We start from the raw sequence: 13243 nt of genomic DNA, 5'->3' as shown, positions 1-13243 counted from the left end.
CGGCTCAACTCAGCAGCCAGCCCAGCAACAAGCCGCCGAACAACAGCCATTTCAGCGCGTAATAGCCAAGGCGGCTCTGCGCCTTGATGCGCTTGCCGAACAGCCGCACCGCCTGCACATAGCGGAACAGGCGATTGAGCGCGCCGGTGCGATCTCCATCCTGATTAGGGGAACTGGCGGCGCCCAGCAGCAGGCGGCTGATCAGGCGGTTTCCCCAGGCCGCAAGCCGGAAGCGCATCGGGCGCTCGATATCGCAGAACAGGATGATGCGCTGCTGCGTGGTAGCGTTTTCCGCATGGTGCAGATAGGTTTCGTCGAACATCACTGCCTCGCCGTCGCGCCAGCTGTAGCGTTGGCCGTCCACCTCGATGTAGCAGGCCTCGTTTTGCGGCGTGGACAGGCCCAAATGGAAGCGCACGGAACCGGCGAAGGGGTCGCGGTGGCGCACCAGCCGGCTGCCCGGCGGCAAGCTGGCGAACATCGCCGCCTTCACAGAGGGAATGCTTTGCAGCAGCGCGGTCGTGTACGGGCACAGCTTGGCCGCCGACGGATGCGGCTGGTCGTACCATTTCAGGTAGAAACGTTTCCAGCCGGCCTTGAAAAAGGAATTGAAGCCCAGGTCGTCGTAACGATCGGACGCCTTGATCGCGCCGTCGTCGGACAAGGCCAGCGCCTCGGCGCGGATGCGTTGCCAGTTGTCATTCAGCGTTTGTAGTTCCGGAAAGCGCTGCAACGGCAAATAGGGGCGCGCGGGCAGGGTGGAGAACAGGTAGCAGAAGCAGTTGATCGGCGCCATGAAGGTGGAGTGGTCGGTCAACTGCCGCCAGAACCCCAAGCGTTGACGGCCGCGATAATGGATGTAGACGGTACAGAGCGCAAAAAGAAGGAGGATGGATAGTTTGATATACGGCATTTTTGGGCTGGCCCTTGAAATAATGTGCTCAATTTCAAACAAATACCGGATTTAAACGACTGGCCATTGGTTTAGTTGAGTGGGATATGGCCAGGTTTGACGGCTGCCGCGCAAAGCGGCTGCCCTCCGCTCCAAAACAGCCGAAACCGGCTGTCGCCGTCGCCCCATACGACCGACGCGCGCCCAGGGCGCTGCCTAGAATGGTTCGAGCGAGAACGGCCTCGCGCCGTCCCCATCAACCATTCGGTTGCTGGGCCGCCTGATCAAGGAGCCTGCCCATGCATTTCACCCATGCGATCACCCGCCTGCCTGCCGACACCGTGGCCGGCGGTTTGACTACCGCCAACATCGGCGCGCCGGACCCGGCGCTGACTCGCTCCCAATTCCGCGATTACGTGGACATCCTGCTGCGCCTGGGCTTGACCGTCAGCACCTTGCCGGCCCAGCCCGATTTCCCCGACGCCCATTTCGTTGAAGACACCGCGGTGTTGATGCCGGAGCTGGCGGTGATCACCCAGCCCGGCGCGGCGGCCCGTCGCGGAGAGGTGAGCAGCATCGCGCCCTTGGTGTCCCGCTTCCGCCACGCGGTGTGGATGAACGGCGACGCGCGCATGGACGGCGGCGATGTCTTGATGATAGACAAGCGTTTCTTCGTCGGCCTGACCAGCCGCACCAACGAGGCCGGGATCAGTCAGTTCGCCGCCGCGGTAGAAAAGTTCGGTTATGTCGTCACCGCGGTGGAAGTCAGCGCCGGCCTGCATCTGAAGTCCATCGTCAATTACGTGGGCCGCAACACGCTGATCCTGTCCGAGGACCGCGCCGACGATCCGGTATTCCGCGGTTATCAGCAGATCGTGCTGGCCAAGGAAGAGGAGTACGCCGGCAACACCTTGTGGATCAACGACACCCTGATCACCCCAAGCGGTTACCCGGACACGCTGCGCAAGCTGAAGACCCTGGGCCTGCCCATCATCGAGACCGACACCAGCGAAATCCGCAAGATGGACGGGGGCTTGACCTGCATGTCCTTGCGTTTCTAAAAGCAGCGCTGTTTTATTCGCCACCGGCCGCAGAGCCGGGGAGATTCAGAACCTGCCGCCGACGCGCAGCCGGCCATGAACAGGCTTCATAAGGAGAAAAAGATGAGAACCATCCATATCGCGTTTTTGCTGGCGCTAAGCGCAGGCCCTGTACTGGCCAAGGACATCAAGCAGATCCGCTGGGGCGTGGACGGCGGCTACCCGCCGTTCGACGTGCTGGCGCCCAACGGCGAGATCACCGGTTTCGATCCGGACATCGCCAAAGCCGTCTGCGCCGAACTCAAGGCCCGCTGCGTCTTCGTCAAGCAGCCGTTCGACAGCATGATAGCCGCGCTCAACGCCAATAAATTCGATGCCGTCATTGCCTCTCTGAATGTGACGGCGGAACGGCAAAAACAGGTGGACTTCAGCGACAAATACTACGCGTCCGCCTCTCAGCTGGTGGCGCGCAAAGGCAGCCCGTTGCGGCCCACGCCGCAGTCGCTGGCCGGCAAGACCGTGGGCGTGCAGTCCGGCTCGGTGCACGAGCAGTACGCCAAGGCCAACTGGGGCGGCGGCAAGGTGAAGATTGTTACCTACGCCAATCAGGACAACGTCTATCTAGACCTGGCCTCCGGCCGCATCGACGCCGCCTTGCAAGACAATATCCAGGCCGAAACCAGCTTTCTACGCACCGAGCGCGGCAAGCAGTTCGCTTTCGCCGGCTCCAAACTGGGCGAATCCATCCCTGTGGCCATCGCGGTGCGCAAGAGCGATCCGGAACTGAAAGCGGCGATCAACCGCGCCATCTCCGCCATCCGCGCCAACGGGGTGTACGAAGGTGTGCGCAAGAAATACTTCGGCTTCGATATTTACCACTAAGAACCTATTTACGATCTGCTGCGCGTCGGCGGGCTAGTTGGACAAGGGCGTTGAAACCAACTTCGAAATGCTCATGTACCACCTGTACATTCCGCTTTCTCAGCTGTTTTCACCTTGTCTCGCCTTAGCTCGCGAGATCGTAAACACGTTCTAAGAACCTGTTCAAAGTCTGCGGCGCTTCGTGAGATTTGCCGCGGGGAATACTGCTTCGAAATGCTCATGTACCAAACGTACATCCCGCTTTGTTCGCAGTCTTCGCCTTGTCTCGCCTTTGCTCGCTAGGCTTTGCACAGCTTGCATACGTCCGTTTCCCCGGCCGGCGCCCGCCGGCCGTTTCACAAGGAGGACGACGCATGGTGGCATCCTATTTGCCCCTATTGCTGACCGGGGCCTGGCTCAGCCTGCGCGTGGCGCTGGCCGCGCTGGGGTTGGCGCTGCTGTTCGGCCTCGCCAACGCCTGCGTCAAGCTGTTTGGCCCGCGCTGGCTGCGCGCGGCGTCCATCGCCTACACCACGGTGATTCGCGGCATTCCGGAACTGGTGATGATGTTGCTGCTGTTCTACGGCGGCGAGAAGGTTTGCAATCTGTTGCTGGCGGCGTTGGGATTGCCGGCGGTGGAGTTCGACAAATTCCTGGCGGGAGTGCTGACCATAGGCTTCATTTTCGGCGCTTATTACACCGAAACTTTCCGCAGCGCCTTCCTGGCGGTGCCGCGCGGCCAGTTGGAGGCCGGCGTCGCTTACGGCATGCGGCCGTGGCAGCTGTTCCGGCGCATCCTGTTTCCGCAGATGCTGCGCCACGCCTTGCCCGGCATTAACAACAACTGGCTGGCGTTGATGAAGTCGGCGGCGCTGGTGTCGTTGATCGGCCTGGAAGACATGGCCTGGCTCGCGGAGCAGGCCGGCCGCGCCACCCAGATGCCTTTTCTGTTCTACTTCCTGGTCTGCTTGGTCTATTTGCTGTTCACCGCCGCCTCTGGCGGCGTGTTCCGCTGGCTGGGGCTGCGCTACAGCCGCGGCTTGCTCTGAGAGGAAAACCATGACGCTCGACGAAATCCTGCGCGCTTTGCCCGGCTATCTATGGGGCGACGGCGGCCAATGGAGCGGCTTGGCGGTCACCGCAAAGCTGTTCCTGATCTCCGGCGGCTTGGGCATGCTGTTGGCGGTGCTGCTGGCCTTGCTCAGGGTCTACGGCCCGGCGCCGTTGAGATGGTCGGTGGCCGCGTTCAGTTACTTTTTTCGCGGCACGCCCTTGTTCATGCAGCTGATGCTGATCTACTACGGCGTGTCGCAATTCAGTTGGGTGATAGACGGCTGGCAGGCGGAAGACCCGTTTTGGCTGCTGTTTCGCGACGCCACCTTCTGCGCCGTCCTCGCTTATGTGTTGAACACCGCGGCCTACGCCCAGGAGATTCTGGCCGGCGCGCTCGCCGCCTATCCGCGGGAGGAAATCATGGCGGCGGAGGCCTTCGGCATGTCGCGGGCGCGGGTCATCCGCCGCATCGTCTTGCCCGGCGCGCTGCGGCGCTCTATACCGGTGCTCAGCAATGAAATGGTGTTTTTGCTGCACGCCACCGCCTTATCGTCCACGGTCACGCTCTTGGACGTCACCGGCGTGGCGCGCGCCTTGTACGCGGCCACTTACGCGCCGTTTTTCCCCTTCCTGATGGCGGCGGCGATCTACCTGGGCTGTACCTTCGCGCTGCTGGCGAGCTTCCGTCAGGCGGAGCGGCGCTGGCTGAAGTTTCTGCGGCCGCGCTCAGCCTAGAGGGCCGGCGCTCCGCTTGATCTCCTGCAGCTCGGTGATGGTGATGATCTTGTCGATCTTGAAGGCGGAGCTGGCCAGCCATTGTTCGGCCAGCTCGCGGTACTGCTGGATGTCGCGGCAGCCGATGCGCACCTGAAAATCAAAGCTGCCCGCCACCAGCCAGGCGTCCAGCACCGCCTCGCTGCGCTGCAGCTCCTTGATGAAGGCTTGTTGCGACAAGGCGTGATCGGCCAGCGCCACCTGGGCCGCCACAATGACGGGGTAAACCGGCGCGGGCCATTGCACCACGGCGCGGTAGCCGCGGATCACGCCGGCTTTTTCCAGCCGGCGCACGCGCTCCAGGCAGGGCCGAGGCGTCAGATTGACCTGCTCGGACAAACGTTGAAAGGACATGCGGCCGTCGGCTTGCAAAGCGGCGAGGATTTTCAGGTCGATACGGTCCAGGCTGGGTTTCTTCTCATTCATGGCGGGCTTTGGGATGGGTGGGGCTGTCCGCTGATTTGAGCCTTGGCAGGCGGTGGTGTCAAGACGGCGCGACCACCATGGGTTTTTCAATTGAATGGCATGAAAAAGGAGGGCGCCTTATGGAAATCGTCAGCCGGGTTTTGCCGCAGTCCAGCATCGGCATGCGGCGCGAACTACTGAGCCTGCACTACGGCCGGCGCGGCGACGGGCCCAAGGCCTATTTGCAGGCCAGCCTGCACGCCGACGAACTGCCCGGCATGCTGGTGATCCACCATCTGCGCCGGCTGCTGGATCAGGCCGAGGCTGCCGGCCTGCTGCGCGGCGAAATCGTGTTGGTGCCGGCGGCCAATCCCATCGGCCTGGCCCAGGCCCTGTTGCTACAGCAGCCGGGGCGTTTCGAGCTGCGCAGCGGCGAAAACTTCAACCGCCGCTTCACCGATTTCCATCCGCTGCTGCGCCCTGATCTGGAGGCCGGCCTGAGCGCCGACGCCGACGCCAATCTGCGGACGATGCGCGCTCGAATGCGAGCCGCGCTGGACGCGCAAACGCCGGTCACGGAACTGGAAGCCTTGCGTCAGGAACTGAGCCGGCTGGCGCTGGACAGCGATCTGGTGCTGGACCTGCATTGCGACAGCCAGGCGCTGCTGCATTTATACGCCGACGCGCCGTTCTGGCCGGCGCTGGAGCCGCTGGCGCGCTATCTGGGCGTGGCCGCGGTGGTGCTGAATGAGGAGCCGGGCGGCACGACTTTTGAGGAGTCCTGCGGCCAGAGTTGGTGGCGGCTGGCCCGCGAACTGGGGCCGGCGCATCCGCTGCCGCTGGGCTGCGTGGCGGCCACGGTGGAACTGCGCGGGCAAGGCGATCTGGATCACGGTCAGGCGCGGCGGGATGCGGAGGCGCTATACGCCTATTTGCAACTCCGGGGCCACATCGGCGGCGGCGCGCCGGCCTTGCCGCCGCCGGTGCCCGAGCCGTGGACCTGGCGCGGCATGGCCAGCGTGAGCGCGCCCACGCCCGGCCTGGTGCTGCGCCATTGCGCGGTCGGCGCGGAAGTGGAGCGCGGCCAGCCGCTGCTGGAGCTGATAGATCCGCTGGAAAACCGGGTCGTCCCGGTGCTCAGCCCGGCGGCGGGGCTGCTCTACGTCAGCCACCCGCTGCGCTACGCCCAGGCCGGCATGGAGCTGTGCCGCATTCTGGGCCGGGCCGACGCCGGCGCGAGCGTGTCGCTTGCTTGAACGTTAGCGTCATGTTTACGGCATGGCCGGAACGCGTACTGTCAGTAGAATGATTTGCCGCCCGCGGGCGGCCATGCGAACCCCCACCCAAGAGCCGCCCACCATGCAAGCCCAAGCCATCGCTGCCGCAGACGCGCAGCCGCAAGAAAACCTGGAGCCGCTCTGGCTCCGCGCCAGACAAGGCCAATTGGCCCGCGCCGTTGTGATGGTGCGCCCCCACGACTTCGCCTTCAACGAACAAACCGGGGCCGACAATGTGTTCCAGCACCGGCTGCAACTGCCGCCGGCCCAGGTCACCGCGCGGGCGCTGGCGGAATTCGACGCCATGGCGCAGCGGCTGCGCGACCGCGGCGTTGAAGTGCTGGTGCTGGAAAAAAGTCCGGACGGCTATCCAACGCCGGACGCGGTGTTTCCCAACAACTGGTTCAGCACCAGCGTGGATGGCAGCCTGCACGTCTACCCGATGCACACGCTGAACCGCCGCCGGGAACGGCGGGTGGAGGAACTGTGCCAATTACTGCTGAGCCACGGCTACGAGGTGGAGCAAGTGGTGTGGGCCGGCCATCCGCTGGAAGAGGAGCTGATCCTGGAAGGCACCGGGGTGATGGTGTTCGACCATCCGCGCAAGCGCGTGTACGCGGCGCGCTCGCAGCGCTGCCATCCGGGCGCGCTCTACCGTTACGCGCGCCGGCGCGGCCTGGAAGCGGTGCACCTGTTCGACACCGTGGACAGCCGCGGCGTGCCCATCTACCACACTAATGTGATGATGAGCGTGGGCGAGGGCTTCGCGGTGATCTGCTCCGAAAGCCTGCATCGGCCGGAGCAGCGGCGGCAAGTGCTGAGCGCGCTGGGCGAGCATCACGAGGTGATAGACATCAGCCTGGCCCAGGTGGAGCGCAGCTTCTGCGGCAATATCCTGCAGCTGCGCGGGGCCGGCGGCCAGCCGCTGATCGCGATGTCGGAGCAGGCTTGGAACGGTTTCACGCCTGCGCAGCAAAAAATGCTGGAGCGCCACGGCCAGCCGGTGGTGAACCCAATTCCCACCATAGAAGCGGTGGGCGGCGGCAGTTGCCGCTGCATGCTGGCCGAGTTGTTCCTGCCGCGCATCCGCTAACGGCGGCCCCAGCAACGGCCAGCAAGGCTCTGCGCTGGCCGTGCGGGAGCGAGGGCTTATACCAAACGGTCCAGGCAGCTCAAGCCATGGAGGAGGCGCTGCTGCACTGGCTCCAGCAGCGCCACCGCTTCATCGCTGCTGAACAGCAGCGGCTCATCGCGGCGTTGTAGCAGGGTCAGAATGGCTTGCAAGCCGATATGAGCGGCGCGCAGCTCTATCTGGCTTTGCAGCAGACAGGCGTCCATCTCTGCGCACTGCCGGCCCAGATGGGACAAGAGGGCCTGGTCGGCTTGGGCGTTGAGCAAATCCTGATTCAGTTGCTTCAATTCCTCTATCACGGGTAAGTGGCGTTCCATCGCTATTCTCCTTCCACTTTGGCATGCGCCATTACGTTGGGGACAGGCTCTGCTGTTCGCTTTGGGCCGTGGCGTTGATGTGCTTCAGCTGGGAGGCGTAGTTGTCCAGCACCTCGATGGACAGGCAGGCCAATAGATGCTGATGGGAGGAGGGCGTGGTTTGGGCTTGGATCGCGGTCAGAGTGGACCGTAATTGGGAGAAGCCGTTCAAGGCCAGCGCGCAAGCGTCAAGGGTTTGGGACAGCTGGCGCAGTTGGGCGGCTGGGGGTGGTTTGGCAAAAGTCGAGGGGGAAAAGGGAGTCATTGCGGTCTCCAAGTCAGCGTTGGAAACCTGTCCGGCGATGCTTGGACAGGCGCGTGACAAGGTTGGAAGACCGGTACTCTAGATCAAAGACCGGTAGTTCACGAGGAACTCCCTGCCACGGCCTATCCGAATGGGCACAGCGTGGCAGCAGACGTGCTTGTGCCAAAGCTGACACAAATGAGTCTGCGATCCAGAGTTTTGGGCTTCCAAACCCTGCGCGGCGTGATTGGGCGCTGCGCGACACAAAGGGTACTGAGGCGGGGGTGGAGCGTCAAGCTGATGGTGGTGTGGAGTGTTGAGGTTGGAAGCGTGGCAGTGTTTGCTTTCGATGAGCAGAGGGATTCGCGTATCGAGTGCCCAGCTCAAATCACGCTTGCTTGGCATGTGCCGCCACGGCGTAGCCAAGAAACTGTTAATGTCCTCGTCATTTTTTAAGAGGGAAAGACATGACGGATATTGGCTTCACCGCTGACCACACTGCGCCGACATATAAATTGAACAGTCCGGCAGCGGTCGCGATTGCAACTTTTATTGGCTCCAGCTTGGCCGGCGCTTGGCTGATGGCGGAAAACTGCAAGATGCTGGGGCAGCGCGATCAGTTGAAGAAGGTATGGGGTTTGGGTGTCGGCCTGCTGTTTGCGATGCTGGCGCTTAGCCTGGTTTTGCCCGACAGCGTGCCCGGCATGGTTTTTACCGTTGCGCAGACGGTGGTCATGCAAATGCTGGCCAAGCAACGTTTTGAGACGGCGCTGGCCGCGCACGGCGCAAGCGGCGGCTCGGTGTTTTCCAAATGGCGAGCCGCCGGCATTGGCCTCTTGTTCGCGCTGGCGCTGCTTGCGGTATTGATCGCCATCATCGCCGTGATGATGCAGTTGAGCGGTTTGACGCTATCGGAGTTGCTGGCAGCGGCCGGCATGTAAGCGTGGCCTAGATGGGTTTTAGGGCGCCGCTGGGCGGCGCCCTGTAGACGCTTACTTGACGCTGACGCCGGTAAACTCGTAATCGCCGAACGGGCTGATCTTGAAGCCGTTCACTTCCTTGCGCATCGGCTGGTTGACGATGGAGTGGGCTATGGTGGTCCACGGCAGGTCGCGTTTAAAGATGGTTTGCGCCTGCGAGTACAGCTTGGCGCGTTCGGCCTGATCGTTCAGGGTGCGCGCCTTGACCACTAGCGTGTCGAACTCCTTGTCGCAGTAGCGCGAGTAGTTGGAGCCGTTCACCGCCTCGCAGCTGAGCAGCACGCCCAGGAAGTTGTCCGGGCTGGCGTAGTCGCCGGTCCAGCCCATCAGGCCGGCGTCGTGTTCGCCGCGCTTCATCCGCTTCAGGTATTCGCCCCATTCATAGGACACAATCTTGGCCTTGACGCCGATCTTGGCCCAGTCGGACTGGATCATCTCCGCCATCAGTTTGGCGTTGGGGTTGTACGGCCGTTGCACCGGCATCGCCCACAGACTGAGCTCGAAGCCGTTGGGATAGCCGGCCTTGGCCAGTAGCGCCTTGGCGGCGGCCACATTGTAGGGCGCGTTCTTCAGGCTCTTGTTGTAGGACCATAGCGAGGACGGGAAGGGGTTGCTGGCGGCCTGGCCCTGGCCCTGGTAGACCGCGTCTATGATGGCCTGGCGGTTGATCGCCATGTCCAGCGCTTGACGCACCTCGCGTTTTTTCAGCTGCGGTTTGTCCATGTTGTAGCTGAGGTAGCCGATATTGAAGCCGGGCGCGGTCAGCATCTTCAGCTTGGGATCGGTTTTCATCACGGCCAAGTCGCTGGGGCGCGGGTAGGACATGATCTGGCATTCGCCGGCTTTCATCTTCTGATAGCGCACCGAGGGATCGGTGGCGATGGCGAACACCAGATTGTCCACCTTGACCGCGCCCTTGTCCCAATACGCTTTGTTGCCGGCGTAGCGGATTTGCGCGTCTTTCTGGTAGCGCTTGAAGATGAAGGGGCCGGTGCCCACTGGTTTTTGGTTGATGTCGGCGGCGCGGCCGGCCTTGAGCAGTTGGTCGGCGTATTCCGCGGACAGGATGGAGGCGAAGGGCATGGCGATCTTGATCGCCAGGTCGGCATCCGGCGCTTTCAAGACGAAGCGCACCGTTTGCGCGTCCACTTTTTCCACCGCGCTGACGTTGCTGGCCAGGCCGGTGTCCACCGCGTAGGGGAATTCCGTGTTGTAGGCTTTGCGGAAGGGGTGGTTCTTGTCGAACATGCGCATGAAGGTGAACACCACGTCGTCGGCGTTGAAGTCGCGCGTCGGCTTGAAATAGTCGGTGGTGTGGAACTTCACGCCCTGGCGCAGCTTGAAGGTGTAGGTCTTGCCGTCCGGCGAGGCGCTCCAGGAGGTGGCCAGGCTGGGAATGGCCTTGGTTGAGCCTTTTTCAAAGCCCACCAGGCGGTCGAAGATGGCGTGGCCGGCGGCGTCGAAGGTGGTGCCGGAGGTGAACTGGGCGGAGTCGAAGCCGTCCGGGCTGGCTTCGGCACAGTAGACCAGGGTGCCGGCGGCCTGAACGGATACGGCGAAAGCGGCGCAGCAGGCCGCGGCCAACAGTTGCGGTTGGATCATTTTCATTTCTATTTCCCTAATTTGCAGAGCGATGAAGGGCGGCGAGCGCCTTCTTCAAGAGTGCTTGGCAGGCCCTTGAGGGCTTTCTATTTGTCCATCTGTCCAATTCCCGCGGTTTGGCGAACCGGCATGCGTTTGGGTGACATTCAACGCAGGGACGGGCGGCGGCGGAGGGAATGGAAGACCTTGCCAGCATATAGATTGTTCGCCCGGCGTCAATCGTGCGCTGCGGCGCGGCCGCGGCCGTATTCGCAATGCGCCGGTTCAATGCAGTCGCCTTATTTTGCAAATGGCATTTAAAAACAGTTATTTGTGTCAGTTTTTTGCCGTTTCTGCGGAGCGGCGGCAGGCATAAGATAGGGTTGCCTGCAACAGGGCGTTTTTGTTTTCTCTTAAGCCAAGGAGAGCCAAATGCAAGCCAGCACGCAAGAAGCGGTGGTCGTGGTCAAACCCCGCAATCCGCGTCCGGTCCTGGTACCGGTTCACTTGTAATCGGGTATGGCGGGGCTGCCGTTTCAGGCGCAAAGCCCTGACCGATCCGGATTCCGCGCCGCCGGCTTGCCGGCGGCCGCGCTCATCTTTAAGAGGAGACGTCCTCGTGTCCCATCCGTCCGATCTTCGTTTTTGCCTGAACGGCGATGTGATTTCGCAGACGCCGCTGGTGGTCAAGACCGCCGGCGACGAGGAGTTGGAGATTTCCGCCGGCCTAGCCAACGCGGAGGAGGTCAGCGCGCTGATGGAGCGGCTGGCGCGGGGCTGCAGCCAGTTGGACGCGGAGCGCATCCTGCCGCGGCAATCCGCCGACGAGGTGCGGCGCCTGCTGGTCAGCCTGGAAAACTACGGCGTCATCCGTCCGCTGGCGCCGGCCCGCGGCAAGACCGGGCTGGAGGTGCTGCTGGAGGTGGAGGACCTGTCCAACCGCCTGCTGTACCAGACGCTGTACCGCAATCCGTTCTGGACCCACTGTCAAAACGCCAGCCAGCCGGGCGATATTCCGGAGCGGGTGTTCCACGGCATGGTGATAGAGAACTATCACTTTTTGTTCCGCGAAAGCTATTTCGACGCGCCGGTGCTGTCCTATGTGCCCAATACTCAGGTGCGGCTGGCGATGAACGCTTTCTTCGCCGAGGAATACGGCCACGACGAGCTGCTGTTGCAGGCCTTGAACCGCATCGGCGTCAGCCGCGAGGACCTGGCGCACACCGTGCCCCTGCCGCAGACCATGGCGCTGTGCAACGCGCTGGCGTATTGGTCGCATAACGATCCGCTGTTCTTCTTCACCACGTTGGGCATTCTGGAAGGCAAGGACATCCGTCAGGATTCCTTCCTGGACGCCGCCTACCGCCTGGGCGTGGACGCGGAGTTTCTGCGCCCGGTGAAGGCGCACTCGGACATCAATCTGAAGGGCGAGCACGGCAGCCTGACCCGCAAGATATTCGCGCAGATTCCGGTGGTGGACCAGGAGACGGCGCGGCGCTTGTTGGCGCAAACCCATTTGTTCGTCGAACTTTACGACGCTTTCTACAGCGCGGTCTGGCGGCATTATCTGCACGCCGACACCTTGCTGCGCCGCATCGAGCATTACTGAGGAGGCACTATGCACGGACCCGGCACCCATGATCTGTTCCGCTTTCCGGCGCTGCGGCCCGGGGTGGAAATCCAGCAGCAGGACGGCGGCGTAGCCTTGCTGTACCGCGAACAGTCCTGCGATCTGCAAGTGGCCGACGAAGGTCGTCTGCAATTGCTGGCCTTGCTGGACGATCTGCAGCGCGCGCCGGCCAGCATGTCGGCCTTGCGCGCCGCGCACCCCGAACTGGCGGGGACGATTCCCGGCCTGCTGGAAGAGCTGGACCGCCTGGGCCTTGTGACCGAGGCCAGCTTTGAATTGCCGGACGACGCGCTGTCCGGCTGCGAATTCAACACCCGGCTGCGCAACCTGGCGCAGAGGGCGATGCGCAAGCGCGGCCACTCCCGGCTGTACGGCATGTTGTCCGACGGCAGCGCGCCGCGCAATGTGTTGATCGGTTACGCGCTGGAGTATTACTTCCTGGTGCGCGCGGCGCCGGGCCTGATCGCTTCGGCGCTGTCGCACGCGGACAGCCGGCAGAACCAGCGCAGCATCCAGCGCTTCCTGGTATCGGAGCTGGATCACGATCAGATGCTGGCCGAGAGCCTGGCCAGCGTGGACATGGAGGTGGAAGGGCTGGACCACCTGCAGCCGCTGCCGTCTACCTTCGCCTTGTGCGCGGCGCTGGGCGTGTTCGCGCGTCAGCATTTGTTGTCGTTCAAGAGTGTGTTGTTTCTGTTCGAAATGCCCGGCGACGAGTTCAACCGCGCGTTGGTGCGCTGTTGCGAACGCGCCGGACTGGACAAGGGCTTTTGGGAGCCGTTGCTGCGCCACGCCTACCTCAACGACACGCTGGGGCACGACGACATCACCTCCGAACTGCTGCAGGACATCAGCGCCATCAGCCGCGAGGAGCAGCTGGTGGTGGAGAAAAACCTGGTGCTGACCATAGAAACCATGGCGTTGCAGGACGAGGAAATCGTCGATTACTACAGCCGGCCGGACGCCTTGATGCCGCGGCTCTATTTGTAATCCCCCGCAGTAGTCCTCGAGACGGCAG

At 62.8% G+C, this 13243-nt stretch carries 14 protein-coding genes; 9 read left to right on the top strand and 5 right to left on the bottom strand.

The annotated features are described in order from the left end of the window. Positions 1 to 4 precede the first annotated feature (4 nt). A complete protein-coding gene (locus HA052_RS07150; protein WP_206118807.1) occupies positions 5 to 913 on the bottom strand; it encodes an aspartyl/asparaginyl beta-hydroxylase domain-containing protein in 909 nt (302 codons plus the stop codon). A gap of 278 nt (positions 914 to 1191) precedes the next feature. Here HA052_RS07150 and HA052_RS07145 point away from each other — a divergent pair, with 278 nt between their 5' ends. From HA052_RS07145 to HA052_RS07130, 4 genes are all read left to right on the top strand, one after another. Further along, positions 1192 to 1953 (top strand): dimethylarginine dimethylaminohydrolase family protein, encoded by a 762-nt coding sequence (locus HA052_RS07145; protein ID WP_166451385.1) that lies wholly within the window; start codon positions 1192 to 1194, stop codon positions 1951 to 1953. 102 nt (positions 1954 to 2055) lie between these two features. Beyond that, positions 2056 to 2814 (top strand): transporter substrate-binding domain-containing protein, encoded by a 759-nt coding sequence (locus HA052_RS07140; RefSeq protein ID WP_166451384.1) that lies wholly within the window; start codon positions 2056 to 2058, stop codon positions 2812 to 2814. A gap of 353 nt (positions 2815 to 3167) precedes the next feature. After that, a complete protein-coding gene (locus HA052_RS07135) occupies positions 3168 to 3842 on the top strand; it encodes an ABC transporter permease (protein ID WP_166451383.1) in 675 nt (224 codons plus the stop codon). A gap of 10 nt (positions 3843 to 3852) precedes the next feature. Next, on the top strand, positions 3853 to 4581 hold the full coding sequence (locus tag HA052_RS07130) for an ABC transporter permease (protein ID WP_166451382.1): 729 nt from the start codon (positions 3853 to 3855) through the stop codon (positions 4579 to 4581). Here HA052_RS07130 and HA052_RS27920 read toward each other — a convergent pair. Further along, positions 4573 to 5046, bottom strand: coding sequence for an Lrp/AsnC family transcriptional regulator (locus HA052_RS27920; RefSeq protein WP_166451381.1), 474 nt, complete (start codon positions 5044 to 5046; stop codon positions 4573 to 4575). The genes HA052_RS07130 and HA052_RS27920 overlap by 9 nt on opposite strands. 119 nt (positions 5047 to 5165) lie before the next feature. Between HA052_RS27920 and HA052_RS07120 the strand changes: the two genes are divergently transcribed. Continuing rightward, the gene (locus HA052_RS07120) at positions 5166 to 6281 is read left to right on the top strand and encodes a succinylglutamate desuccinylase/aspartoacylase family protein (protein WP_166451380.1); all 1116 of its coding nucleotides are present in this window, start codon (positions 5166 to 5168) and stop codon (positions 6279 to 6281) included. 73 nt (positions 6282 to 6354) lie between these two features. Next, positions 6355 to 7395 carry an arginine deiminase-related protein gene (locus HA052_RS07115; protein ID WP_206118806.1) on the top strand — a complete coding sequence of 347 codons (1041 nt, stop codon included), beginning with the start codon at positions 6355 to 6357 and terminating at the stop codon, positions 7393 to 7395. Between the two features lie 56 nt (positions 7396 to 7451). Here the strand turns inward: HA052_RS07115 and HA052_RS07110 are convergent, their stop codons facing one another. Both HA052_RS07110 and HA052_RS07105 read right to left on the bottom strand, forming a co-directional pair. Continuing rightward, positions 7452 to 7751, bottom strand: a complete 300-nt coding sequence (locus HA052_RS07110; protein WP_081550130.1) for a DUF1484 family protein — start codon at positions 7749 to 7751, stop codon at positions 7452 to 7454. Between the two features lie 31 nt (positions 7752 to 7782). Beyond that, entirely contained in the window at positions 7783 to 8055 is a 273-nt protein-coding gene (locus HA052_RS07105) for a hypothetical protein (protein ID WP_166451379.1), read from the bottom strand. Between the two features lie 560 nt (positions 8056 to 8615). Here HA052_RS07105 and HA052_RS07100 point away from each other — a divergent pair. Beyond that, positions 8616 to 8975, top strand: a complete 360-nt coding sequence (locus tag HA052_RS07100; protein ID WP_166451378.1) for a hypothetical protein — start codon at positions 8616 to 8618, stop codon at positions 8973 to 8975. A 51-nt stretch (positions 8976 to 9026) separates the two neighbouring features. On the opposite strand, the gene HA052_RS07095 is transcribed toward HA052_RS07100, so the two are convergent. Then, the gene (locus HA052_RS07095) at positions 9027 to 10622 is read right to left on the bottom strand and encodes an ABC transporter substrate-binding protein (RefSeq protein ID WP_166451377.1); all 1596 of its coding nucleotides are present in this window, start codon (positions 10620 to 10622) and stop codon (positions 9027 to 9029) included. Positions 10623 to 11214: 592 nt separating this feature from the next. Here HA052_RS07095 and HA052_RS27575 point away from each other — a divergent pair. Beyond that, the gene (locus tag HA052_RS27575; RefSeq protein WP_081550138.1) at positions 11215 to 12204 is read left to right on the top strand and encodes an iron-containing redox enzyme family protein; all 990 of its coding nucleotides are present in this window, start codon (positions 11215 to 11217) and stop codon (positions 12202 to 12204) included. 9 nt (positions 12205 to 12213) lie between these two features. Then, positions 12214 to 13215: a heme oxygenase-like domain-containing protein gene (locus HA052_RS07085; protein WP_166451376.1), complete on the top strand. Its 1002-nt coding sequence runs from the start codon at positions 12214 to 12216 to the stop codon at positions 13213 to 13215. Positions 13216 to 13243 lie beyond the last annotated feature (28 nt).

The sequence above is a fragment of the Chromobacterium fluminis genome (assembly GCF_011602385.1).
Lineage (GTDB): Bacteria > Pseudomonadota > Gammaproteobacteria > Burkholderiales > Chromobacteriaceae > Chromobacterium > Chromobacterium fluminis.
The sequence above is the reverse complement of the archived record's forward strand: the minus strand, read 5'-3'. Positions and strand labels throughout refer to the sequence as shown.

Bases quoted from the DNA above. Each gene is read 5' to 3' on its own strand.
- HA052_RS07150 (WP_206118807.1), bottom strand. From the start codon at position 913: ATGCCGTATATCAAACTATCCATCCTCCTTCTTTTTGCGCTCTGTACC.
- HA052_RS07145 (WP_166451385.1), top strand. From the start codon at position 1,192: ATGCATTTCACCCATGCGATCACCCGCCTGCCTGCCGACACCGTGGCC.
- HA052_RS07140 (WP_166451384.1), top strand. From the start codon at position 2,056: ATGAGAACCATCCATATCGCGTTTTTGCTGGCGCTAAGCGCAGGCCCT.
- HA052_RS07135 (WP_166451383.1), top strand. From the start codon at position 3,168: ATGGTGGCATCCTATTTGCCCCTATTGCTGACCGGGGCCTGGCTCAGC.
- HA052_RS07130 (WP_166451382.1), top strand. From the start codon at position 3,853: ATGACGCTCGACGAAATCCTGCGCGCTTTGCCCGGCTATCTATGGGGC.
- HA052_RS27920 (WP_166451381.1), bottom strand. From the start codon at position 5,046: ATGAATGAGAAGAAACCCAGCCTGGACCGTATCGACCTGAAAATCCTC.
- HA052_RS07120 (WP_166451380.1), top strand. From the start codon at position 5,166: ATGGAAATCGTCAGCCGGGTTTTGCCGCAGTCCAGCATCGGCATGCGG.
- HA052_RS07115 (WP_206118806.1), top strand. From the start codon at position 6,355: ATGCGAACCCCCACCCAAGAGCCGCCCACCATGCAAGCCCAAGCCATC.
- HA052_RS07110 (WP_081550130.1), bottom strand. From the start codon at position 7,751: ATGGAACGCCACTTACCCGTGATAGAGGAATTGAAGCAACTGAATCAG.
- HA052_RS07105 (WP_166451379.1), bottom strand. From the start codon at position 8,055: ATGACTCCCTTTTCCCCCTCGACTTTTGCCAAACCACCCCCAGCCGCC.
- HA052_RS07100 (WP_166451378.1), top strand. From the start codon at position 8,616: ATGGCGGAAAACTGCAAGATGCTGGGGCAGCGCGATCAGTTGAAGAAG.
- HA052_RS07095 (WP_166451377.1), bottom strand. From the start codon at position 10,622: ATGAAAATGATCCAACCGCAACTGTTGGCCGCGGCCTGCTGCGCCGCT.
- HA052_RS07085 (WP_166451376.1), top strand. From the start codon at position 12,214: ATGCACGGACCCGGCACCCATGATCTGTTCCGCTTTCCGGCGCTGCGG.